At 72.0% G+C, this 22,799-nt stretch carries 22 protein-coding genes; 9 read left to right on the forward strand and 13 right to left on the reverse strand.

From position 1 onward, the window contains the following. The first annotated feature begins 120 nt into the window (after positions 1–120). From WN71_RS34790 to WN71_RS34820, 7 genes are all read left to right on the forward strand, one after another. A complete protein-coding gene (locus WN71_RS34790) occupies positions 121–636 on the forward strand; it encodes an Lrp/AsnC family transcriptional regulator (protein WP_046582345.1) in 516 nt (171 codons plus the stop codon). A gap of 2 nt (positions 637–638) precedes the next feature. Beyond that, positions 639–2,003: an aspartate aminotransferase family protein gene (locus WN71_RS34795; RefSeq protein ID WP_046582344.1), complete on the forward strand. Its 1,365-nt coding sequence runs from the start codon at positions 639–641 to the stop codon at positions 2,001–2,003. 210 nt (positions 2,004–2,213) lie between these two features. Then, the gene (locus WN71_RS34800) at positions 2,214–2,954 is read left to right on the forward strand and encodes an ABC transporter ATP-binding protein (RefSeq protein ID WP_046582343.1); all 741 of its coding nucleotides are present in this window, start codon (positions 2,214–2,216) and stop codon (positions 2,952–2,954) included. Then, positions 2,936–4,519: a hypothetical protein gene (locus tag WN71_RS34805; protein WP_046582341.1), complete on the forward strand. Its 1,584-nt coding sequence runs from the start codon at positions 2,936–2,938 to the stop codon at positions 4,517–4,519. The genes WN71_RS34800 and WN71_RS34805 overlap by 19 nt, the downstream gene beginning before the upstream one ends. Before the next feature lie 106 nt (positions 4,520–4,625). Further along, positions 4,626–5,033: a VOC family protein gene (locus tag WN71_RS34810; RefSeq protein WP_046582340.1), complete on the forward strand. Its 408-nt coding sequence runs from the start codon at positions 4,626–4,628 to the stop codon at positions 5,031–5,033. 106 nt (positions 5,034–5,139) lie between these two features. Then, a complete protein-coding gene (locus WN71_RS34815; RefSeq protein WP_046582338.1) occupies positions 5,140–6,264 on the forward strand; it encodes an LOG family protein in 1,125 nt (374 codons plus the stop codon). 195 nt (positions 6,265–6,459) lie between these two features. Continuing rightward, the gene (locus WN71_RS34820) at positions 6,460–7,143 is read left to right on the forward strand and encodes an LAETG motif-containing sortase-dependent surface protein (RefSeq protein WP_206300226.1); all 684 of its coding nucleotides are present in this window, start codon (positions 6,460–6,462) and stop codon (positions 7,141–7,143) included. Between the two features lie 97 nt (positions 7,144–7,240). On the opposite strand, the gene WN71_RS34825 is transcribed toward WN71_RS34820, so the two are convergent. The 4 genes from WN71_RS34825 to rlmN form a co-directional block, all read right to left on the reverse strand. Further along, positions 7,241–8,263, reverse strand: coding sequence for an ABC transporter ATP-binding protein (locus tag WN71_RS34825; RefSeq protein ID WP_046582335.1), 1,023 nt, complete (start codon positions 8,261–8,263; stop codon positions 7,241–7,243). After that, positions 8,260–9,879 carry an ABC transporter permease gene (locus WN71_RS34830; protein WP_046582332.1) on the reverse strand — a complete coding sequence of 540 codons (1,620 nt, stop codon included), beginning with the start codon at positions 9,877–9,879 and terminating at the stop codon, positions 8,260–8,262. Before WN71_RS34830 ends, WN71_RS34825 begins: the two co-directional genes overlap by 4 nt. Before the next feature lie 59 nt (positions 9,880–9,938). Then, entirely contained in the window at positions 9,939–11,015 is a 1,077-nt protein-coding gene (locus tag WN71_RS34835; RefSeq protein WP_046582331.1) for a thiamine ABC transporter substrate-binding protein, read from the reverse strand. 249 nt (positions 11,016–11,264) lie between these two features. Continuing rightward, a complete protein-coding gene (gene rlmN / locus WN71_RS34840) occupies positions 11,265–12,371 on the reverse strand; it encodes a dual-specificity RNA methyltransferase RlmN (RefSeq protein ID WP_046582329.1) in 1,107 nt (368 codons plus the stop codon). A 159-nt stretch (positions 12,372–12,530) separates the two neighbouring features. On the opposite strand from rlmN, the gene WN71_RS34845 reads away from it, so the two are divergent. Next, positions 12,531–13,073, forward strand: coding sequence for a hypothetical protein (locus WN71_RS34845; RefSeq protein WP_046582326.1), 543 nt, complete (start codon positions 12,531–12,533; stop codon positions 13,071–13,073). A gap of 72 nt (positions 13,074–13,145) precedes the next feature. Here WN71_RS34845 and WN71_RS34850 read toward each other — a convergent pair whose 3' ends face one another. The 5 genes from WN71_RS34850 to rpsB all read right to left on the reverse strand — a co-directional run bounded on the left by WN71_RS34850 (position 13,146) and on the right by rpsB (position 17,978). Continuing rightward, positions 13,146–14,309, reverse strand: a complete 1,164-nt coding sequence (locus tag WN71_RS34850; RefSeq protein ID WP_046582324.1) for a phosphatidate cytidylyltransferase — start codon at positions 14,307–14,309, stop codon at positions 13,146–13,148. Then, complete coding sequence (gene frr, locus WN71_RS34855; RefSeq protein ID WP_046582397.1) at positions 14,309–14,866, reverse strand: ribosome recycling factor; 558 nt, start codon at positions 14,864–14,866, stop codon at positions 14,309–14,311. The genes WN71_RS34850 and frr overlap by 1 nt, the downstream gene beginning before the upstream one ends. A gap of 240 nt (positions 14,867–15,106) precedes the next feature. After that, the gene (pyrH, locus tag WN71_RS34860; RefSeq protein ID WP_046582322.1) at positions 15,107–15,865 is read right to left on the reverse strand and encodes a UMP kinase; all 759 of its coding nucleotides are present in this window, start codon (positions 15,863–15,865) and stop codon (positions 15,107–15,109) included. A gap of 196 nt (positions 15,866–16,061) precedes the next feature. Beyond that, positions 16,062–16,898 carry a translation elongation factor Ts gene (gene tsf / locus WN71_RS34865; RefSeq protein WP_046582320.1) on the reverse strand — a complete coding sequence of 279 codons (837 nt, stop codon included), beginning with the start codon at positions 16,896–16,898 and terminating at the stop codon, positions 16,062–16,064. 177 nt (positions 16,899–17,075) lie between these two features. Next, positions 17,076–17,978: a 30S ribosomal protein S2 gene (gene rpsB, locus WN71_RS34870; protein WP_046582318.1), complete on the reverse strand. Its 903-nt coding sequence runs from the start codon at positions 17,976–17,978 to the stop codon at positions 17,076–17,078. Between the two features lie 730 nt (positions 17,979–18,708). On the opposite strand from rpsB, the gene WN71_RS34875 reads away from it, so the two are divergent. Beyond that, positions 18,709–19,152, forward strand: a complete 444-nt coding sequence (locus tag WN71_RS34875) for a peptidoglycan DD-metalloendopeptidase family protein (protein WP_420856554.1) — start codon at positions 18,709–18,711, stop codon at positions 19,150–19,152. A 145-nt stretch (positions 19,153–19,297) separates the two neighbouring features. Here WN71_RS34875 and WN71_RS34880 read toward each other — a convergent pair whose 3' ends face one another. The 4 genes from WN71_RS34880 to WN71_RS42095 all read right to left on the reverse strand — a co-directional run. Beyond that, positions 19,298–19,855 (reverse strand): TetR/AcrR family transcriptional regulator, encoded by a 558-nt coding sequence (locus tag WN71_RS34880; RefSeq protein WP_046582314.1) that lies wholly within the window; start codon positions 19,853–19,855, stop codon positions 19,298–19,300. A 73-nt stretch (positions 19,856–19,928) separates the two neighbouring features. Continuing rightward, a complete protein-coding gene (gene whiG / locus WN71_RS34885) occupies positions 19,929–20,771 on the reverse strand; it encodes an RNA polymerase sigma factor WhiG (RefSeq protein ID WP_046582310.1) in 843 nt (280 codons plus the stop codon). Positions 20,772–21,032: 261 nt separating this feature from the next. Beyond that, positions 21,033–22,166 carry a DNA-processing protein DprA gene (dprA, locus tag WN71_RS34890; RefSeq protein ID WP_046582396.1) on the reverse strand — a complete coding sequence of 378 codons (1,134 nt, stop codon included), beginning with the start codon at positions 22,164–22,166 and terminating at the stop codon, positions 21,033–21,035. 280 nt (positions 22,167–22,446) lie between these two features. After that, positions 22,447–22,799: hypothetical protein (locus WN71_RS42095; protein WP_420856555.1), on the reverse strand; the 353-nt coding region annotated here is incomplete at its 5' end.

Here is a 22,799-nt window from a genome sequence, read left to right on the forward strand (position 1 = left end):
CTAATCCGCATCCCGACGTTTTCAACACCCCTGGCCGGATCCTTGCTGCGAAATCCGCAAGTTCCTGCCACGTAAACAACGAATTTCATCGCCTCGGCCTTGCGGAACGGTCGAGACGTCGTGCACAGTGAGGGCGTGGCCAGTCGAAGCGCAGACCCCAGGGACTCCCGCGAGTCCAGGAACGGCACTCCCCATCTGGATGCCGTCTCCCTCGCCATCATCGAACAGCTCCAGGAGGACGGCCGCCGGCCGTACGCCGCGATCGGCAAGGCGGTGGGCCTCTCCGAGGCGGCCGTGCGCCAGCGGGTGCAGAAGCTGCTCGACCAGGGCGTGATGCAGATCGTCGCCGTCACGGACCCGCTCACCGTGGGATTCCGCCGGCAGGCGATGGTCGGCGTGAACGTCGAGGGATCCCTCGACCCCGTCGCCGAAGCGCTGACGGCCATGTCGGAGGTCGAGTACGTGGTGATGACCGCGGGCTCGTTCGACATCCTCGCGGAGGTCGTCTGCGAGGACGACGACCACCTGCTGGACGTCATCAACAAACGCATCCGGGCGCTGCCCGGCGTGCGCTCGACCGAAAGCTTCGTCTACCTGAAGCTGAAGAAGCAGACCTACATGTGGGGAACCCGATAACCGTGAGCTCAAAGGACCTCAGCAAGACCGCGTACGACCACCTGTGGATGCACTTCACCCGCATGTCCTCGTACGAGAACTCCCCCGTCCCGACCATCGTCCGGGGCGAGGGCACCTACATCTACGACGACAAGGGCAAGCGCTACCTGGACGGTCTCGCGGGCCTGTTCGTGGTCCAGGCCGGTCACGGCCGCACGGAGCTGGCCGAGGTCGCCGCCAAGCAGGCCTCCGAGCTGGCCTTCTTCCCGGTGTGGTCGTACGCCCACCCCAAGGCCGTGGAGCTGGCGGAGCGTCTCGCGCACGAGGCGCCGGGCGACCTCAACAAGGTGTTCTTCACCACCGGTGGCGGTGAGGCGGTGGAGACCGCCTGGAAGCTCGCCAAGCAGTACTTCAAGCTCAAGGGCAAGCACACCAAGTACAAGGTCATCTCCCGCGCGGTCGCCTACCACGGCACCCCGCAGGGCGCCCTGTCGATCACCGGCCTGCCGGCCCTGAAGGCCCCGTTCGAGCCCCTGGTGCCGGGTGCGCACAAGGTCCCGAACACCAACATCTACCGCGCCCCGATCCACGGCGACGCCCCCGAGGCCTTCGGCCGCTGGGCCGCCGACCAGATCGAGCAGCAGATCCTCTTCGAGGGCCCGGACACCGTCGCCGCGGTCTTCCTGGAGCCGGTGCAGAACGCGGGCGGCTGCTTCCCGCCCCCGCCCGGCTACTTCCAGCGCGTCCGCGAGATCTGCGACCAGTACGACGTGCTGCTCGTCTCCGACGAGGTCATCTGCGCCTTCGGCCGGCTCGGCACGACGTTCGCCTGTGACAAGTTCGGCTACGTGCCGGACATGATCACCTGCGCCAAGGGCATGACCTCGGGCTACTCCCCGATCGGCGCCTGCATCGTCTCCGACAAGATCGCCGAGCCGTTCTACAAGGGCGACAACACCTTCCTGCACGGCTACACCTTCGGCGGCCACCCCGTGTCCGCGGCGGTCGGCCTCGCCAACCTCGACCTGTTCGAGCGCGAGGGCATCAACCAGCACGTGCTGGACAACGAGGGCAACTTCCTGAAGACCCTCCAGAAGCTGCACGACCTGCCGATCGTCGGCGACGTCCGCGGCAACGGCTTCTTCTACGGCATCGAGCTCGTGAAGGACAAGGTCACCAAGGAGTCCTTCAACGACGAGGAGACCGAGCGCGTGCTCTACGGCTTCCTCTCGAAGGCGCTCTTCGAGAACGGCCTGTACTGCCGTGCCGACGACCGTGGCGACCCGGTCGTCCAGCTCGCCCCGCCGCTGATCTCCAACCAGGAGACCTTCGACGAGATCGAGCAGATCCTGCGGGCCACCCTCACCGAGGCGTGGACCAAGCTCTGATCGTTCCCGATCAGCTCTGATCATCCGGCTGGATGATCGACCCCGGCCCCGGTGCCGTCCGTTCGAGTGAGAACGGCGGCCCGGGGCCGTGTGCTGTCCGGCCTCCCGCCGACGGCTGCCTAGCGTGCCAGTGACCGATCGGCCCAGCCTTCGTTCCCCCGCACGGGGGAACGGCAACGGGAATACGGATCAGAACCGAGGTGTACGCCCATGGAGGCCCCGCCGGACAACGACGTGCTCTGGGCACGGTCCCTGCACTTCACCCACGACGACGGCTCCCCCGGACTCGGCGGCGTGTCGCTCGGTGTCCGCGAGGGCGAGATCCTCGCCGTCGGCGGCCCGCGCGGCAGCGGCAAGACGACCCTGCTGCGCTGCCTGTCCGGTCAGGTACGCGCCCAGCGCGGCGAGGTCTGGTTCAACAGCGTGCCCGTGCACACCATGGGCCCGATGGCCCGGGAGCGGCTGCGCCGCGACCGGTTCGGCTGGATCGACCCGGCCCCCGTGCTCGTCCCCGAGCTGACCGTGTGGGAGAACACCGCCCTCCCGCTCATGCTGCGCGGCGTCAGCCGCCGCCGGGCCAAGGCCGCCGCCCACGAGTGGCTCGACCGGCTCGACGTCGGCGACCGGGCCCGCAGGCGCCCGCACGAACTGCACCAGGCCGAGCGCCAGCGCGTCTCGCTGGCCCGCGCCCTCGCCCCCGGCCCGACCGTGCTGTTCGCGGACGAGCCGACGGCCCCGCTGCACCGGGCCGACCGCGCCCATGTGCTGCGCACCCTGACGACCGCGGCCCGCTCGCACGGCATCACGGTCGTGCTCGCCACCCACGACGCCGACACCGCGGCCCTCGCCGACCGCACGGTGTCCCTGCTGGACGGGCGGCGCGTCACCACCGTCCACCTGCCCCCGGTGGCCGAGACGGAGGGCCGGGCCGCGTGCTCGCTCTCCGTCTGACCCGCGGCGGCCGCCCCGCCGTCCAGCTGCGCCGCCTCCTCGTCGCCCTCGCGTCCGGTGGCACCGCCTTCCTGCTGCTGTGCACCCTCGGCTACGCCCTGGGCCATCCGCTCCAGTCGGGCGCCGCCGCGCTGCGCCTCGCGTGGTGCGCCGTGCCGCTGGCCGCGACCGTGCACCTGGCGACCGCCGTCGCCCGCACCGACCCGGGCACCAGGCCCCGCCCCGGACTGTCGGCGGTCGGCCTCGGCCCCGGCCGGCTGATGGCGATCTCTGCCCTCACCACGGCCCTCGCCTGCACCGTCGGCTCGGCGCTCGCCCTGCTGCTCTTCCTGCATCTGCGCGGCGACGTGACGGGGCTGCCGTTCGACGGCGCCGCCGCGCGGTTCCTCGCCGGGGACGTGCCGCTGCCGCTGCCCGCGACGCTCACCCTGCTCGCACTGCTGCCGGTGACCGCGTCGGTGGCGGTCGCGGTCGTCCTGCGGCCGCGCGAGAGGCGCTCCGGCGCGGCGGCGGGCCGCGGGATCTCGGCGGCGTACCGGCCCTTCCGCGCGCGCGGCGGGTCCGGCGGCCGTACGGCCGTCGCGCGTGCCGGGAGCGGCGACCGGGCACCGGCCGCGAAGACGGCGGACGACGGCCGCACGCCGGCCGGACCGGAGACGGCCGACGGCGCTGCGGCGGCCGGGCCGGACACCGCGGACGGCCCCACGGGCGCCGGGTCCGGCGGCCGTACCTCCGCCCTGCGGGGCGGATCCCGTGGCCGTACGCCGGCCGTGCGCGGCCGGATCAGCGGCCCCGGGCCGGCCGCGCAGGCCGCCACCGGTCCGACCGCCGACGGCGTGGCGGACGCGGTGGCCGGGGCGGTCCCGGCCGGTGCCGTCCTCGACGCCGGCGCGCTGCTGGCCGCCGCGGACGGCGCGGCCGCCGGGCGGCCCGACCCGCACCGCCCGCCCGTGCCCCGCGAGGCGCCGCGCGGACTGCCGTGGGGGGTGGCGGTGCTCGCCGTCGGACTCGCCGTGGAGGCCTACGCGTCCCGTACGACGGCGGGCACCGCGCTGGCCCTGCCCGGCGCCCTGCCCGGCGGCCCGGTGGGCGTCTTCTTCGGCTGGGCCCTGACCGCCCTCGGCCTCGCCCTCGCCGGGCCCGGCCTCACCCATCTGTGCGGGCGGCTGCTCCAGGCCGTACGGCCGGGCGCCCTGCGGCTGCTGGCCGGCCGCATCCTGATGGCGGAGGCCACCCGCGTCGGCCGCCCGCTGGGCGTGGTGTGCGCGGTGGCGTCGGGCGGGTACGCGATGGCCTCGCTGTCCGACCCGCACGGCCCGTCCATCGGCCCGCTGACCACGCTGGGCACCCTCGTCGTGGCCGGCTGCACGGTGGCCACGCTGCTCACCGCCGCCGTCGAGGCCAAGCACGCACGGGCCGAGACGACGGCCGCGCTGGTACGGCTCGGCGCCCCCGCGTCGATGCTGCGCGGCGCCGCCGCCCTCAGGGCCGGGGCGCTGCTGGCCGTGTTCGGTCCGCTCACCCTGGCCGTCGCGGACCTCGCGGCGCTGCCGCTGGCCCACTGAGGGCCAGGTCCCGGCCGCGCAGGGAAATCCGGGAGGCCGCCGATGACTTTCGCGGCGGCCGCCGGTCCCTCTCGTCGCACGGCATCCACCGCGAGGGAAGGCTCCCATGTACCAACAGATGATCTTCGTGAACCTGGCCACCGACGACGTCGAGGCGTCCCGGAGGTTCTTCACCGAGCTGGGCTACACGATCAACCCCCAGTTCAGCACCGAGGAGTGCGCGTGTGTCGTGATCAGCGACACCATCGTCGCGATGCTGCTCAGCAAGAAGCACTACGCCACCTTCACCAAGAAGGAGATCGTCGACCCGGCGCACTCCAGCGAGGTGCTGCTGTGTCTGAGCGCGGAGAGCCGCGAGAAGGTCGACGAGCTGGTCGACCGGGCGATCGCGGCGGGCGGTGCGGGCACGAGCGAGGCCATCGACCAGGGCTTCATGTACGGCCGCAGCTTCGACGACCTGGACGGGCACACCTGGGAGGTCATGTGGATGGACCCCGCGGCGGTGCAGGGCTGAACCGGGCACGGGGGCAGGGCCGGTCCTCGCGCGGGGCGGGCCGGCCCCCGGCGCGGACCGGGCGCGGGGCGGCTCGGTCCCGGGGGCCGTCTGACAGCATGGGCGGGTGACCGAGACCCCCGCCCTGCCCCACCGTGCCGCCCACGACCGCGAGTTGGAGTCGCTCGCCGAGTTCGACGAGGTCGTCTCGGGCGGCGGTTCGCTCGCCCGCTACCGCGTCCAGGCCGTCGACCTGACGGACCGTACGGCGGTGCTCCTGTCGGCCGACTGCGCGGGCGCCGTCTTCCTCGGCTGCCCGATGGAACCCGCCGCGGCCGCCCATGTCCGGGCCGCGGGAGCGCTGGTCTTCCCGCCCGTGCCGGGTCTCCCCTTCGACCCGTACCGCGCCGCCGCCTACTCCCCCGACGAGTTGTTCACGTCGCTGGAGCGGGGGTACGCGGCGACGCCCGACGCCCGCGCCTACGCCTGGTTCCAGCGGACCAAGGCGGACGGCGACGTGTTCGCGTCGATGCTGCGGGCCGTCCACGACGACACCGTCTCCGACGCCCTCGACGAACTCCTCGCCGGGGCACGGGTGGTGGGGGTGATGGGCGGCCACGCCCTGGCCCGCGGCACGGCGGCGTACGCGGGCGCGGCCCGGCTGGGCCGGGAGCTGACCCGGGCCGGTTTCACCGTGGCGACCGGCGGCGGTCCCGGCGCCATGGAGGCGGCCAACCTGGGCGCGTACGCGGCCCCGTTCGACGACGCCATGCTGGCGGAGGCCCTGCAACTCCTCGCCAAAACACCGTCGTTCGAACCGTCCGTCACCGACTGGGCACGCGCCGCGTTCGACGTGCGCACCCGCTGGCCGGGCGGCGGGACCTCGATCGGTGTCCCCACCTGGTTCTACGGCCACGAGCCGCCGAACGCGTTCGCGGCACACATCGCCAAGTACTTCGCCAACGCCACCCGGGAGGACGGCCTGCTGGCCCGCTCGAACGCGGGGGTGGTCTTCCTGCCGGGTGCCGCGGGAACGGTGCAGGAGGTCTTCGACAACGCCACGCCCAACTACTACGCGTCACGCGGCGAACCGGCTCCCATGGTGCTCGTCGACCGCGTGCACTGGACCGAACGGCTGCCCGTATGGCCACTGTTGCGGTCTCTTGCGCAGGGACGGCCGATGGAGTCCCGAATCGCCCTCGTTGACCGGATCGACGACGCCGCGGGCGCGCTGAAACGTCTCGCCGGTTAATAAGCGGGTAAAGTCAACGCACTTGACGGGCCTATGCATTGACACCTCTTACGGAGCGCTTATAGACCTGTGAGTCTTCTGGGGGTGGTGAAGTCCTCGGTGACTGCCGTTCGTTCCGTGCGCCGCCGGCGTGTCGCCCTCCCCAGGTCCCAGCCCCCCGCAATTGCGCACCCCGTGAAGGGCACAGTGGCCATCATCTCCATATCCCGCCGCACCGCACGCCCCCTGCGCGTGCTCGGCATCGCCTCCGCGTCGGCCGCGCTCGCGCTGAGCGCCGCCGGCACCGCACTCGCGTGCAACATCGCCGACTTCTCCGCCGAAGCCTCCTGCGACGGCGCCAACGGTGTCATCACCGTCACCGACACGGACGCCTCCGGCCAGTCGGCCGTCGTCTCCGTCTTCCTCGAGAGCAACGGCGCCGACGCCAAGAAGATCGGCGAGCAGACGGTCAAGGGCTCCAAGGCCGGCGTCACCATCTCCTTCAGCGAGGACTGGAAGCCGAACGCCACCTACCGCGTCCACGTCACGGCCGGCAAGATCGTCGACAAGGACATCACGCCGAACCTGACGACCCCGTCGAAGGCGTGCACGGCCGAGGAGTCCCCGAGCCCGTCGGCCTCGCCGTCCCCGTCGGACTCCGCCTCGGCGCCGGCCTCGTCCGACTCGCCGTCCCCGTCCGCCTCGGACAGTTCGAGCACCGCGCCCGCGGAGGCCTCGGACAACGCCCCGTCCCCGGCGGCCGGCACCTCCAACCTCGCCGAGACCGGTGCGAACTCCAACACCGGCCTGATCGCCGGCATCGCGGCCGCGCTGGTCGTCGTCGGTGGCGGAGCCGTCTTCTTCGGCATGCGCCGCCGCGGCGCCAAGTCGGACAGCTGACCGGCACCGCACCCGCACGCACGCGCAGGGCCCGCCCCCGGCAACGGGAGCGGGCCCTTCGTACGCCGCCGTCCCGCCGAGGGGGCGGCGCGGGCGCTCAGCCCAGCACCACGACCTCCGCCGCGTCGAACTCCACGCCCACCACGGCCCCGACCTCCGGCGCGTCCCGCAGCGCGCACGCCGCCTCCAGGCGGGGCGCGTCCTCTGGCTGGAGCTGGAGGGCGACATGGGTGCCGCGGAAGGTACGGGCGGCGACCGTGCAGCGCAGGCCCTCGCCCGCGGTGCCGACCCGGACCCCCGCGGGCCGCACGAGCACCGTGCGCGGGCCCTGCGGGGCGGCCTCGCCGACCGGGACCTTGCCCCAGGGCGTGATCGCCGCCGTACCGGCGACGGTCGCCTCGGCCACGTTGTCGAAGCCGAGGAAGCGCGCGACGAACGCGTCCGCGGGCCGTTGCCACACCTCAAGTGGCGTACCCGACTGGGCGATCCGTCCGTCCCGCATCACCACGACCCGGTCGGCGAGCGCGAACGCCTCGCCCTGGTCGTGCGTGACGGCCAGCACGGTGGTGCCCAACCGCCCGAACAGCTCCCGCAGTTCGACGACGAGCCGCTCCCTGAGCGACCGGTCGAGCTGTCCCAGCGGCTCGTCGAGCATCAGCAGCCGCGGCCGGGGCGCGAGCGCGCGGGCGAGCGCGACCCGCTGCTGCTCGCCGCCGGAGAGCGCGGCCACCGGCCGGCGGGCGGCGCCGGGCAGCCCGACCAGGTCGAGCAACTCGGCGACCCGGCGGTCCTGTTCGGCGCGGGAGACGCCGTGCATCCGCAGCCCGAACGCGACGTTGCCGCCCACGTCCCGCTGCGGGAAGAGCTGGTGGTCCTGGAACATCAGCCCCACGCCGCGCCGGTGCGCGGGCACGCCCGCGTGGTCGGCGCCGTCCAGCAGCACCTGTCCGGCGTCCAGGGGCTGCAGCCCCGCGACCGCGCGCAGCAGCGTCGACTTGCCGCTGCCGCTCGGGCCGAGCACGCACACCACCTCGTGCTCGGCGACATCGAGGTCGACGGCGTCGAGCACGGTCCGCTCGCCGAACCGCACGGTCGCGCCCCTCAGCCCCAGCAGAGTCACAGCTCCCCCATTCCGTCGGCGGCCCCGGCGGACGCCGTCCGCGGGCGGAGCCGCTCCAGCACCAGCAGCGCCACCGCGCACACCACCATCAGGATCGTCGACAGGGCCATCGCCTGGCCGTAGTTGAGATCGCCGGGCCGGCCGAGCAGCCGGGCCACGGCGACCGGCAGGGTCGGCCGGTCGGGCCGCGCGATGAACACGGTCGCGCCGAACTCGCCGAGCGAGACGGCGAACGCGAACCCGGCGGCGACCAGCAGCGCGCGCCGCACCATGGGCAGGTCGACCTCCCGCCACACCCGCCAGGGCGACGCGCCGAGCACGGCGGCGGCCTCCCTGAGCCGGGCGTCGGTGGCCCGCAGCACCGGCAGCATGGTCCGCACCACGAACGGGGCACCGACCAGCGCCTGCGCGAGCGGCACCAGGATCCACGAGGAACGCAGGTCCAGCGGCGGCTCGTCGAGCGCGATGAGGAAGCCGAAGCCGACGGTGACGGCGGAGACGCCGAGCGGCAGCATGAGCAGCGCGTCGAAGCCGCGCACGAGCCGTCCCGCGTCGCGCCGCGCGAGGGCGGCCGCGGCGAGTCCGCCGATCGCGACGGCGATGACGGTCGCGGCGGCGGCGTACTCCAGCGAGGTGGCGATCGCGGTGATCGGCGCGACGAGGAAGGTGCCGTCCTCGTGGGTCAGCGCCCGGTAGTAGTCGAGGCCGCCGCCGAAGGAGCGCTGGACCAGCACCGCGAGCGGCAGCACCAGCAGCACGGCGGCGGTGGCGAGGACCCCGGCGAGCAGCGCCCACTGGCCCGCGCCGCGCGGGCGCCGGGCGGTCGCGGAGGCGTCGACGAGCCGCAGCGCGGTCTCCCGGCGCCGTACCGTCCAGGCGTGGGCGAGCAGGATCAGGCCGACCGCGGCGAACTGCACGAGGGTGAGCACGGCCGCGGTGGCGAGGTCGAACACCTCGGAGGTCTGCCGGTAGATCTCGACCTCCAGGGTCGAGAACGTCGGCCCGCCCAGGATCTGCACGACGCCGAAGGAGGTGAACGTGAAGAGGAAGACCATGAGCGCGGCGGCGGCCACGGCGGGCGCGAGCGCGGGCAGCGTGACGCGGCGCCACGCGGTGAGCGGGGAGGCGCCGAGCATCCGCGCGGCCTCCTCCTGGCGCGGGTCGAGCTGGGCCCACAGGCCGCCCACGGTCCGTACGACGACGGCGTAGTTGAAGAAGACGTGGGCGATCAGGATCGCCCACACGGTGGTGTCGAGGCGTACGCCCCACCACGCGTCGAGCAGTCCGCCGCGGCCGACCAGCGCGAGGAACGCCGTACCGACGACGACCGTGGGCAGCACGAACGGCACGGTGACGACGGCCCGCAGGACCCCCTTGCCGGGGAAGTCGAGGCGGGCGAAGACATAGGCGCCGGGCAGCGCGACGAGCAGGGTGAGCGCGGTGGAGGCGAGCGCCTGCCAGGTGGTGAACCACAGCACGTGCCGGATGCCGGGGTCGGCGAGGACGTCCCCGATCCGGCCGAACTGCCATACCCCGTCGGCGTGCAGACCGCGGGCGACGATCGCGGCGACGGGGTAGGCGAAGAACACGCCGAAGAACACGACGGGCAGGGCCATGAGGCCGAGCCGCGCCGCGTTCCCCTTGCGGCCCGTGCGGGATTCCCTCGCCGCGGGCGCTAGTTCAGTACGAGTGACGTCCACGACTTGACCCACTGGTCACGGTTGGCGGCGATCTTCGCGGGCGCCATGGTCTCCGGATCCGTCGCCGCGGCACCGTACTTGGTGAACTCGGCGGGCACGGAGGCGCCCTTGACCACCGGGTACACGAACATGTTCAGCGGCATGTCCTGCTGGAACTCCCGGGAGATCAGGAAGTCGATGAACGCCTTGCCGCCCTTGCTGTTCTTCGCGTTCTTCAGCAGCCCCGCGAACTCGATCTGCCGGAAGCAGGTGCCGTACGACGTCCCGGTGGGCGCGGTCTTCGGCTTGGGGTCGCCGTAGATCACCTCGGCGGGCGGCGAGGAGGCGTACGACACCACGAGCGGGCGGTCGGCGTGCGCCTTCTTGCCGCCGGCGGAGCCGGAGAACTCCTCGTTGTAGGCCTGCTCCCAGCCGTCGACGACCTTGACGCCGTTGGCCTTGAGCTTCTTCCAGTAGCCCTGCCAGCCGGAGTCGCCGTAGTGCGCGGCGCTGGCGAGCAGGAACCCGAGACCGGGCGACGACGTCGACGCGTTCTCGGTGACGAGGAGGTTCTTGTACTCCGGCTTGACGAGGTCGTCGAGGGACTGCGGCGGGGTCAGCTTGTGCTTGCTGAAGTACGCCTTGTCGTAGTTGACGCAGATGTCGCCGTAGTCGATCGGCGTGACGCGGTGGCCGGACTGGTCGAGCTGGTAGGACGCGCCGACGGTGTCCAGGCCCTTGGCGGTGTACGACTGGAACAGCCCGTTGTCGAGGGCGCGCGAGAGCAGGGTGTTGTCGACGCCGAAGAAGACGTCGCCCTGCGGGTTGTCCTTGGTCAGGATCGCCTTGTTGACGGCCTGGCCGGCGTCGCCGTCCTTGAGCACCTTGACCTTGTACCCGGACTGCTTCTCGAAGTCCTTGATCACGCTCTTGGACGCGGCCCACGAGTCGTGGCTGACCAGCGTGACCGTCTTGGAGTCCGCCGCGCCGGAGCCGGTGGAGCCGGAGCCGCACGCGGACAGCGTGACCAGACCGAGGCCCACGGCCGCGGCCACGAACACCTTGGTGTGCACTTGTTTCCTCCTGGGATTCACCAGGAAGAACGCGGCCCTGCCCGGGCGCAGCCCGGACAGGGCACAACAGCTTGAGTGAAGACCGAACTTCCTACCCAGAATGACCTGGGCGAGGTTCAGAGGGTCTGCGGCCCGATGCCGCACTCTCAGCGCTGTGGCGCTCCCCTGTCGGAATATGAAGATGTGGAGTGACGATCCGGCCGACGGCATCGCGGGGCGATGATCCGACCGGAAACCTACGGGGCCAGATTACCGCTCGGTGGCCGCCAGCTGACCACAGGCTCCGTCGATCTCCTGGCCACGGGTGTCGCGCACGGTCACGGGTACCCCGTGGGCGGCGATCGCCTCGACGAACGCCTTCTCGTCCTCGGGACGCGACGCGGTCCACTTCGAGCCCGGCGTCGGGTTCAGCGGGATGAGGTTGACATGTACGGGCTTACCGCGGAGCAGCCGCCCGAGCCGGTCACCGCGCCACGCCTGATCGTTGATGTCGCGGATCAGGGCGTACTCGATGGAGAGCCGGCGCCCCGACTTCTCGACGTACTCGAATCCGGCGTCGAGTACCTCGCGCACCTTCCACCGCGTGTTCACGGGCACGAGGGTGTCGCGCAGCTCGTCGTCCGGGGCGTGCAGCGAGATCGCGAGGCGGCACTTCAGGCCCTCGTCGGCGAACCGGTGGATCGCCGGGACCAGGCCGACCGTGGAGACGGTGATGCCGCGCTGCGACAGACCGAGCCCGTCCGGGTTCGGGTCGGTGAGCGCGCGGATGGCGCCGATGACCCGCTTGTAGTTGGCGAGCGGCTCGCCCATGCCCATGAAGACGATGTTCGACAGCCGCGCGGGCCCGCCGGGCACGTCGCCGTCCCGGAGCGCGCGCATCCCGTCGACGATCTGGTGCACGATCTCCGCGGTCGACAGGTTGCGGTCGAGACCCGCCTGCCCGGTCGCGCAGAACGGGCAGTTCATCCCGCAGCCGGCCTGCGAGCTGATGCACATGGTGACCCGGTCCGGGTAGCGCATGAGCACCGACTCGACCAGCGTCCCGTCGAACATCCGCCACAGCGTCTTGCGGGTGGTGCCCTCGTCGGTCGACAGATGCCGTACGACGGTCATCAGCTCGGGCAGCAGCGCCTCCTGCAGCCGGGCACGCGAACCGGCGGGGATGTCGGTCCACTCGGCCGGGTCGTGCGCGTACCGCGCGAAGTAGTGCTGCGAGAGCTGCTTGGCACGGAACGGCTTCTCCCCGATCCCGGCGACCGCCTCCTTGCGCTCGGCAGGAGTGAGATCGGCAAGATGCCGCGGCGGCTTCTGGGCTCCGCGGGGGGCGACGAAAGTGAGTTCTCCGGGAATGGGCATGGTGGTACCAGTGTCTCAGATCCACTTGGGTGACCTGGGACGGTCGGGTGGCGGGGTGGGGCGGGCGGTGTCCGGGGGCCGGTGCATGGACAGGGTGTTCCCGCTCCGCCATGCTGTTCGGATCATGATCGACCGGGGTGTGAGGGGCGGGGATGATCCGTGGAGAGGTCGCAGGGTGAGGCGGGATCGCCGGAGCGCGTTCGTTTCCGGCTGACCTTCCTGCAGAACGTGGTGCCGATACTGCCCAGTCTCATCGGTTTCACCCTGTACTCCACCGCGTGGTGGGGCGACGGAGCGTCCGTTCCCCCTTACCTGGTGGGGATGGTCTTCTGGGCGGTTCTGGCGTGCCTGGGGCTGCTGGTGTCGCGTGGCTTCGGGGTCACTCTGACGCCGTCGGAGGCCGTCGTGCACGGGCTGCACCGCCGTACCGTCCGGTGGGCCGACGTCCAGGCCGTCCGTATCGAGTCCTTCGCGGGCAGCCGGACCGTCGTGCTCTACGAGGCGGGGGGCCGCACCACCCGGCTGCGGGCGCCGATCAGCGGGTTCCTCAACTGGGATCGCCGCTTCGAGGAGAAGTTCCACACCATCGGCAGGTGGTGGCTGGAGCACCGGGGCCCGGACTGGACTTATGTGCCGCCGGCGGCGACGTGGTGGAACGCTCCCCCGCCGCCGGACGGGAACCCCTTCGCGCCGCCCGTGTAGCCCCGGTCCGGAACAGCGAACGGCCCCCGCCCGGGAATCGGGCGGGGGCCGTCGTACAGCCGTACGGGCCGGTCAGGCGGAGCCCACGAAGAGGACCATCAGGAGCCAGACCACCGGGGCCGTCGGGAGCAGGGAGTCCAGGCGGTCCATGATGCCCCCGTGGCCGGGGAGCAGGGTGCCCATGTCCTTGATGCCGAGGTCCCGCTTGATCATCGACTCGCCCAGGTCGCCCAGGGTCGCGCTGGCCGCGACCGCGAGGCCCAGCAGCAGGCCCTGCCACCAGGCGCCGTCGTCGATCAGGAACTGCATGCACAGCGCGCCCGCCACCATCGCGAAGGCGACCGCGCCGACCAGGCCCTCGCGGGTCTTGCCGGGGCTGATCCGCGGGGCGAGCTTGGTCTTGCCGAAGCGCCAGCCGACGGCGTACGCGCCCGTGTCGCTGACCACGGTCAGCAGCAGGAACGTGAGGACCCGCCAGGGGCCGTCGTCCGCGGTGAGCATCAGCGCGACGAACGTCGCCAGGAACGGCACGTAGAACGCCGCGAAGACACCCGCCGTGACGTCCTTGAGGTAGCCCTCCGGCGGCTCGGTCATCCGCCAGACCAGGACGGCGAGCGCGGTCAGCGCCATCGCCACCCACGCGCCCTCGGCACCGCGGACATAGCCGGCGACGACCATCGCCGCTCCGCCGACCGCGAGCGGCACCAGGGGCGCCTTGATCTCCTTGCGCTCCTGAAGCCTGCTGGTCAGCTCCCACAGGCCCACCACGACGGCGACGGCGACGACACCGACGAAGGCGGCCTTGACGACGAACAGCGACGCGATGATCACGACACCGAGCCCGACGCCGACCCCTATGGCCGCGCTCAGGTCCCGGCCCGCGCTCTTCTTCTGCGGGGCGGGCGCCGGCTGCGAGGAGTCGGGCATGGGCTCCGGATTCTGCGGCGCCGTCCCGTAGGACTGCGCTTGCGGCATCTCGTAGGACTGCGCCTGCGGCGTCTGGTCGCGGAACGTCTCGTCTCGGAACAGGGGGCCGCTCGGCCGAGCGGCCCCCTGGCCGTCATCCTGGTCTCCGCCGAACGCGGGTACGTCGGGCACGATGGGCATGGGGCGAGTGTGCTGCGCCTCAGGCGCATCGTACGCGGGACCCGCCGGAGCAGCCCCCTGGACAGGCCCTCGCTCAGAGGACCCCCAGTACCCGGCTTGCTGCGGCGCCCCCCAGGAAGAGTCGTTCATCAGACCTCGAGAAGCTCCGCTTCCTTGTGCTTGAGGAGCTCGTCCACCTGGGCGACGTACTTGTGCGTGGTGTCGTCGAGCTCCTTCTCCGCACGGCGGCCCTCGTCCTCGCCGATCTCGCCATCCTTGATCAGCTTGTCGATGGTGTCCTTCGCCTTGCGGCGCACGGAACGGATCGAGACCCGGGAGTCCTCGGCCTTGCCCTTGGCGACCTTGATGTAGTCGCGGCGGCGCTCCTCGGTGAGCTCGGGGAACACCACACGGATGATGTTGCCGTCGTTGCTCGGGTTGACGCCCAGGTCGGAGTCCCGGATCGCCTGCTCGATGTTGCGCAGCGCGGTCTTGTCGAACGGCGTCACGACCGCCATGCGCGGCTCCGGCACGGAGAACGAAGCCAGCTGGTTGATCGGCGTCGGCGCGCCGTAGTAGTCGGCCACGATCTTGTTGAACATCGCCGGGTGCGCACGGCCGGTGCGGATCGCGGCGAAGTCCTCCTTGGCGACCACGACGGCCTTCTCCATCTTCTCCTCGGCCTCGAGGAGGGTCTCTTCGATCACCACTTGCTCCTGCGTGTCTTGAGTAAGGCCCGGCTGCGGTTCCCCGCTGGGGCGGCGGCCGGCTGCGTCGCGTCTTCTTCCTGCACGGTTCCCGACCGGCAGGACATTGTCCATCCCCCGGTCAGGGTCCGTCGCCCGGACCGGACGGTACGACCGGAACGGGGTGCTCCCGGATCGGAACGTACGACCGGATCGGGTACTGCCTGACCAGACCGTACGACCGGAACGAGTGCTCCCGGGTCAGTCCCGGCCGCCCTGGTCGCCCACCAGCGTGCCGATCTTCTCACCCTTGACGGCCCGCGCGATATTCCCGGCCACCAGAAGCTCGAAGACCAGGATCGGCAGGCTGTTGTCGCGGCACAGCGTGACGGCGGTGGCGTCCGCGACCTTCAGGTTGCGGGTGATGACCTCGCCGTACCCGAGGGAGTCGAACTTGACGGCGTCGGGGTTGGTCTTCGGGTCGGAGTCGTAGACCCCGTCCACACCGTTCTTGCCCATCAGCAGCGCCTCGGCGTCGATCTCCAGGGCACGCTGGGCGGCGGTGGTGTCGGTGGAGAAGTACGGCATGCCCATGCCGGCGCCGAAGATGACCACGCGGCCCTTCTCCAGGTGGCGCACGGCGCGCAGCGGGATGTACGGCTCGGCGACCTGGCCCATGGTGATTGCGGTCTGCACCCGGCTGTCGATGCCCTCCTTCTCCAGGAAGTCCTGGAGCGCGAGGCAGTTCATGACGGTGCCGAGCATGCCCATGTAGTCCGAACGGGCACGGTCCATGCCGCGCTGCTGGAGCTCGGCGCCGCGGAAGAAGTTGCCGCCGCCGATGACGACCGCGACCTGCGCGCCGTCCCGGACGACGGCCGCGATCTCACGGGCGATGGCATGCACCACGTCAGGGTCCACACCCAGACCCCCGCCACCGGAGAATGCCTCTCCGGACAGCTTCAGCAGAAACCGGCCGGGTACTTTGCCGTCGTCGCTCTTCTGGGCCTTGGTGGTCATGGGATCCCGCCTCTGTTACGTGGTGCTGCACATACGAAGAAGGCCATTGCCGGTGGGGTCGCTTTTCGCTCCCGTGCTCGGCAATGGCCTCCTCGTCAGATCTGCTGTCGTCCGCCACGCGCGTGCGTGACGGCGTCCCGGACGACTGCTGTCGACCCTATCCGGGTCGTGCGTCGAACGCGGTACGGACTCAGACTCAGATGCCGACCTTGATGCGCGAGAAGCGCTTCAGGGTGACACCGGCCTCGTCCAGAACCTTCTGGACCGACTTCTTGTTGTCGAGCGCGTACGGCTGACCGAGCAGCGTCGCGTCCTTGAAGAAGCCGTTGAGACGACCCTCGACGATCTTGGCGATCGCGGCCTCGGGCTTGCCCTCGGCGCGGGTGGTCTCCTCGGCGATACGGCGCTCGGACTCGACGACCTCGGCCGGGACCTCGTCCTTGGAGAGGTACTTCGGCGCGAAGGCGGCGATGTGCTGGGCGATGCCCTTGGCCACGTCGGCGTTCGGCTTGTCCAGCTCGACGAGGACACCGATCTGCGGGGGCAGGTCGGGCATCGTGCGGTGCATGTACGCGGTGACGTAGCCGTCGGCGAACTGCGCGAAGCGGTCCAGCACGATCTTCTCGCCGAGGTTGGCGTTGGCCTCGTCCACGAACGCCTGGACCGTCTTGCCGGCCTCGATCTCGGACGCGAGCAGCGCCTCGAGGTCGGCCGGGGAGGTCTTGGCGATGTGCTCGGCGATCTGCTTGGCGACGGCCTGGAACTTGTCGCCCTTGGCGACGAAGTCCGTCTCGCACTTCAGCTCGACGAGGACGCCGGAGGAGTTGTCGTCGGCGATGATGGAGACCACGGCGCCGTTCTCGGCGGAGCGGCCCTCGCGCTTGGCGACGCCCTTCTGGCCCTTGATACGGAGCGCCTCGACGGCCTTGTCGACGTCGCCGTCGGCCTCGTCCAGGGCCTTCTTGCAGTCCATCATGCCGGCGCCGGTGAGCTCACGCAGCTTCTTGACGTCGGCGGCGGTGTAGTTCGCCATGAGTCTGTGAATCTTTCTGGAAGTCCGGAAGATCGAAGATCAGGTGGGTCAGCGATCCACATCTACGGCAGAGCGCGGACCGTCCTTGGACCTACGGGTGAACGGCGGGGGCGGACTTTCATCACGCCCGGGGCGCGGATGGTGTCGCTGCCCCCGCCGTCAACGCTGACGCTGAGGTCAGGCCTGGTCGCCCTCGGCCTCGGCCTTGACCTCGGCGGCGGCTTCCTCGACAGCCTCGGCGACCGGGGCGTCGGGGGCCGGAGCCTCGGCGGCGGCCTCGACCGCGGCCTCGACGGCCTCGTCCTTCTTCTCGCCCTCGAGGAGGTCGCGCTCCCACTCGGCGAGGGGCTCGCCGGCGGCCTTCTCGCCCTTGTCACCGGTGGCGACGCGCGAGCGGGAGATGAGGCCCTCGGCGACGGCGTCGGCGATCACGCGGGTGAGCAGGGTGACGGAGCGGATCGCGTCGTCGTTGCCCGGGATCTTGTAGTCGACCTCGTCGGGGTCGCAGTTGGTGTCGAGAATGGCGACGACCGGGATGTTGAGCTTCCGGGCCTCGCCGACCGCGATGTGCTCCTTCTTGGTGTCCACGATCCAGACGGCGCTGGGCACCTTCTGCATCTCGCGGATACCGCCGAGGGTCTTCTCCAGCTTGGCCTTCTCGCGCGAGAGCACGAGAAGCTCCTTCTTGGTCAGACCCGAGGCCGCGACGTCCTCGAAGTCGATCTGCTCGAGCTCCTTGAGGCGCTGCAGACGCTTGTAGACGGTCGAGAAGTTGGTGAGCATGCCGCCCAGCCAGCGCTGGTTGACGTAGGGCATGCCGACGCGCGTCGCCTGCTCGGCGATGGCCTCCTGCGCCTGCTTCTTCGTACCGACGAACATGACCGTGCCGCCGTGGGCGACGGTCTCCTTGACGAACTCGTAGGCGCGGTCGATGTACGACAGCGACTGGAGCAGGTCGATGATGTAGATGCCGTTGCGCTCGGTGAAGATGAAGCGCTTCATCTTCGGGTTCCAGCGACGGGTCTGGTGACCGAAGTGGACGCCGCTCTCCAGCAGCTCCCGCATCGTGACGACGGCCATGGCCGTATCTCCTTGAATTTCTCGGTTGTGCCGCACAGGCCGGCGGCCTGTACGCCTGACGCCCGCGGTGCGCCGTGCCACGAAGGACCGAGGGGCGCTGACAGGGACCGTCGCCGGTCGCCGTGTCGGGGCGTGCGAAGTCGACCCGGTGACCCGGATCGCCAAGAGAAGTGTACGGGACCCTCGGACCAGCGGGTGACGCCGCTGTCCACAACCCCGCCTCTGTCCACAGACCCGAGCACGAACGGGGTGCCTGCGACAGGCTCGGCACATGACGTGGGGAACGGGTGGGACGGAGGGGCCGGCGGGGGTGCCGACAGGGGCATCGGCGTCGGCATCGGCATTCGCATCGGCGATGGGGTCGGGGGCGGATTCGGTGACGGGTTCGGTGACGGGTTCGGCCTCGGTGGCGGCCTCGGTGACGGCTTCGGGCTCGACGGCGGCCTCGGTGGTGGCTTCGGTGGCGGCTTCGGGCTCGACGGCGGCCTCGATGGTGGCTTCGGCGCGGATCACCCGGGCGGGGGCGGCGCTGCTGATCTGTGCGGGGCTGGCGCTCGCGCCTGCGACTCCGGCGGGGACGGCGGCCGCAAGGGCGGCTGGGACGGGCGCAGGGCCGCCCGCGGGGGCCGCGGTGGGGGCGGGGCCGCCCGCGGAACCCGCGGTCCCGGCTCTCGGCCGGGCGTGGCCCGTGGGCACGCGCCCGACGGTGGTACGGGGCTGGGAGCCGCCAGTGACGGTCTACGGCCGCGGCCACCGCGGCGTCGACCTGGCGGCCCCGCCGGGCACTCAGGTCCGGGCGGTGGCCGCCGGCCGGGTCTCCTACGCGGGCCTCGTCGCCGGCGTGGGTGTCGTGGCGGTGGAACTCGCGGACTCGGGCGACCCACCCCTGCGGACGACGTACGAACCCGTACGGGCGTCGGTGCGCAAGGGCCGGCAGGTGACGGCGGGCGATGTAGTGGGCACGGCGGAGCCGGCGCCCGGCCCGCCCCACTGCACCGCCGCCCCGTGCCTCCACTGGGGCCTGCTGCGCGCTCGCACCTACCTCAACCCGCTGACCCTGCTGCCTCCCTGGCTCCTGAACACAGGCCCGTCGCGGCTGCTGCCGGTACTGGGGGTGCCGTTGCCGACGGAGGGGCCGCCGATGACGGACGCGGGAGGCGCGGGGCTGGGCTGAGACGCACCAGCCCGGCGCGGGCGGGCAGGCAGGCAGGCAGGCAGGCAGGCAGGCAGGCAGCGGGGCGATGGGTCGGTCCCGACAGGCGCACACCTGGCGGTGCTGCCGGGACGGGAGCGCGGGATGGGGCCGAGTCCCGGAGGGGTCAGGCGCTGATGCCTCGTAGGGTCATCGTGACCGCCGCCCGGGTGATGGTTTCCGGGTCCTCCGCGGCGCCCAGTTCGATGCGGCGGACGGCCGCGTCCACCACGCCCTGGACGAGCATGGCCGCGAGGCGGGGCTCGGTGTGACCCAGGTCCGCGAGGGCCTCGACGATCATCGCGACCAGGCCGCCGTGCGCGGCGCGGATCTTCTCGCGGGCGCCGGCGTCCAGCTCGCTCGCGGAGATGGCCACGACGGCGCGGTGCCGGCGGTCGCCCACCAGCGCCAGCTGGCCCCGCACATAGGCCTCGATCTTGGCCTCCGGGCCCTCGGCCACGGCCATCGCCGCCTCGACCTCGGCGGCCCAGACGGGGAAGTCGACCGCGCACAGTTCCTCGACGACCGCGGCCCGCGAACGGAAGTACTCGTACACGGACGACCGGGCGAGTCCCGTGCGCTCGGCAAGGGCCGGGAAGGTCAGCGCCTCCGTACCGCCCTCGGACAGCAACGACCTGGCCGCGTCCAGCAGGGCGGCTCGCTGCATCGACCGGTGCTCGGCCACGGAGGCCGCTCGAATCCTTGGCACATCAACCACTGTACGGACCGGCCACGGCGGAGGGGAACGCCTTCGCCGCTCAGCGCCCGAACCCGGCCAGCTTCGCCCGCAGCTGGAGCACCGACTTGGTGTGGATCTGGCTGACCCGGCTCTCGGTCACCCCGAGCACGTTGCCGATCTCCGCGAGGGTGAGCCCCTCGTAGTAGTAGAGCGTGACGACGGTCTTCTCCCGGTCGGGAAGGGTGTTGATCGCCCGCGCGAGGAAACGCCGCAGCTCCCGGTCCTCGGCGACCTCGACCGGGTTGTCGGCGGCGGTGTCCTCCAGCGTGTCCATCAGGCTGAGCCGGTCGCCGCTCTCGCCGCCGACATGCAGCAGCTCCTCCAGCGCGACCACGTTGGCCAACGACAACTGACTGAAGACGGCGTGCAGTTCGTCCACGGCGATACCGAGTTCGGCGGCGACCTCGACCTCCGAAGGGGTCCGTCTCAGCCGGGCCTCCAGCGTGGCGTAGGCGCGTTCGACGTTGCGCGCCTTCTGCCGCACGGACCGCGGGATCCAGTCCAGCGCGCGCAGTTCGTCGATCATGGCGCCGCGGATCCGGGTGATCGCGTACGTCTCGAACTTGATCTCCCGGTCGATGTCGAACTTCTCGATCGCGTCGATCAGCCCGAAGACGCCGGAGGAGACGAAGTCGGCCTGCTCCACGTTCGGGGGCAGTCCTACGCTGACCCGCCCCGCCACGTACTTCACCAGCGGCGAGTAGTGCAGGATCAGCTGCTCCCGCAGCCGCTCGTCGCCGGTCGCCTTGTACGACCGCCACAGTTCGTCGAGCGTCGAGGGAGCGGGCGGCCGCACGCTGCCACCGTCGCGGGCGGCTGGGGGGATCGCCGCCCGGTCGGACCCGGAGGTGTGCTGGGGCATTCGTCGCCTTGTGCCGTTCTGCCGTGAATACGTGAAGGGGGTGATGTAGGTGGAGGTGTACGTCTGCGCCTGAATCCACGTGAGCGTAGCGTGACTGCGGTGTCGCGGTGCGCGAACGGCGGCGCCGGGGCGGTGCGCAGATACGTTCCGCTGGACGTTCCCCCGGGGCATAGCGGTCGCTCCGCGTGACCGCGAGAACGGGTCAACTGCGCGGAAACCCCGAGGTCTTCGGGGTTCCCCCGGACGGCCGAACACGCTCGGTCAACACGGCTCCCGAGCGGCTCGGACCGAGATCACTGCCTGGCGTGTCAACTTCCAGCCGTCGCCGTGTCGTTCGACGTAACCAAGTGATCGGAGCTCGTACAGTCTCGCGATCGCCTCGTCCGCGGTGGTCTGCGCGCCGCGCGCGATCTCGGCGGCCGAGGCCGCGCGACCCCCGGGCAGCGCGGCCAGCACGCGGCGCGCGGGTGCGGCCAGCAGGTCGCGCGGGAGGACCGGGCCGCGCCGTTCGGGCGCCAGTTGCCCCATGTCGCCGACGAGTTCGACGACTTCGGCGGCGTCGGTGACGAGTACGGCGTCCCCGCGCAGCAGTTCGTGCACGCCGGCGGAGAGCGCGCTGGTGGCGGGGCCCGGTACGCCCATGGTGTGGCGCCCCAGGCGCTGCGCGGCGCGCGCGGTCACGAGCGCCCCGCTGCGGTGCGCGGCCTCCACCACGACGGTGCCCCGGGTCAACGCCGCGATCACCCGGTTGCGCAGGATGAACCGGCTCGGGGTCGGGTGGTCGCCGGGCGGCAACTCCCCGATGACGAGACCCTGTTCCGCGATCCTGGAGATCAACTCGGTGTGGCCGCGCGGGTAGGGACGGTCGACCCCGCAGGCCAGTACGGCGACGGTGGCGCCGCCGGCCCCGAGGGCGCCGCGGTGGGCGGCGCCGTCGATGCCGTAGGCGCCGCCCGAGACCACGACCCAGCCGCGTTCGGCGAGGTCCGCGGCGAGGGTGGCGGCGAGGTGTGCGCCGTACTCGGTACAGGCGCGGGCGCCTACGACGGCGACGGAGCCGAGGGCCCATCCGCGCAGGTCGGCGCGGCCGCGGACCCACAGCCCCAGGGGGCGGGCGTCGCCGAGGTCGTCGAGTTGCGCGGGCCACTCGGCGGCGCCGGGCGGCACGAACCGGACGCCGGACGCCGCGGCGACGGCCAGGTCCTCCTCGGGGCGGGCCCGCGCGGCTCTGTCCCGCAGCCCCGCCCACCGTTTCACGCTCACCCCGGGCAACGGCGGCGCCCCGCCGACGACCAGCCGCCGAGCCACTTCGCGCGCCCCGTACTCGCGCACCCAGCGCCCGGCGTTCTCGTCACCGGGTTCGAGAACCCGGGTGAGCAGCACCCGAGCCAGCAGGTCGCCCTCCGGGGCAGGGTCGGCCGGGCGCGGGTCCCGGTCGGCCGGGTCGCCCGGGACGCCCGGGTCGGGATCCTGGGTCGAGGCGACCGGATCACCGCCCGAACCCGTCACCCGGGCGACCCGGCCGCCTCCCGCACCCCGCTGCGCACCCGAGCCCGCCACCGGGGCGACCTGCCGCCCGTTCGCGTTCCCCTCCGGTCCCCGGCCGGGCACCCGGACGATCGGATCGCCTTCCCGCTCGGGGGCCGGGTCCCGGCCCCGGGCACACCCCGCCGGATCACCGGCCGCCCCGTCCCCCGGGCCCGGGGGACGAACGCGGGCCGCCTGGCCGCCGGCCGCCGCCGAAGCCGAAGCGGGAGCGGGAGCCGAAGCCGGAGCCGCCCCCGACGCTGGAGCCGAGGGCGAGGCCGAGGCAGGAGCGGGAGCCGAAGCCGAAGCCGCCCCCGACGCTGGAGCCGAGGGCGAGGCCGAGGCAGGAGCGGGAGCCGAGGCCGAAGCCGCCCCCGATGCTGGGGCCGGAGCCGAGGCCGAAGCCGGAGCCGGAGTCGAAGCCAGAGCCGGAGCCGAGGCCGGAGCCGACTCCGAAGCCGAAGCCGAAGCCGAAGCCGAGGCCGAGGCCGGAGCCGGAGC

The organism is Streptomyces mangrovisoli (genome assembly GCF_000974985.2).
Lineage (GTDB): Bacteria > Actinomycetota > Actinomycetes > Streptomycetales > Streptomycetaceae > Streptomyces > Streptomyces mangrovisoli.

Excerpts from the sequence above, each read along its gene's own strand:
- WN71_RS34800 (WP_046582343.1), top strand. The coding sequence starts at position 2,214 with ATGGAGGCCCCGCCGGACAACGACGTGCTCTGGGCACGGTCCCTGCAC.
- WN71_RS34810 (WP_046582340.1), top strand. The coding sequence starts at position 4,626 with ATGTACCAACAGATGATCTTCGTGAACCTGGCCACCGACGACGTCGAG.
- WN71_RS34830 (WP_046582332.1), bottom strand. The coding sequence starts at position 9,879 with ATGGCCCTGCCCGTCGTGTTCTTCGGCGTGTTCTTCGCCTACCCCGTC.
- rlmN (WP_046582329.1), bottom strand. The coding sequence starts at position 12,371 with ATGCCCATTCCCGGAGAACTCACTTTCGTCGCCCCCCGCGGAGCCCAG.
- WN71_RS34850 (WP_046582324.1), bottom strand. The coding sequence starts at position 14,309 with ATGAACGACTCTTCCTGGGGGGCGCCGCAGCAAGCCGGGTACTGGGGG.
- pyrH (WP_046582322.1), bottom strand. The coding sequence starts at position 15,865 with ATGACCACCAAGGCCCAGAAGAGCGACGACGGCAAAGTACCCGGCCGG.
- tsf (WP_046582320.1), bottom strand. The coding sequence starts at position 16,898 with ATGGCGAACTACACCGCCGCCGACGTCAAGAAGCTGCGTGAGCTCACC.
- rpsB (WP_046582318.1), bottom strand. The coding sequence starts at position 17,978 with ATGGCCGTCGTCACGATGCGGGAGCTGCTGGAGAGCGGCGTCCACTTC.
- whiG (WP_046582310.1), bottom strand. The coding sequence starts at position 20,771 with ATGCCCCAGCACACCTCCGGGTCCGACCGGGCGGCGATCCCCCCAGCC.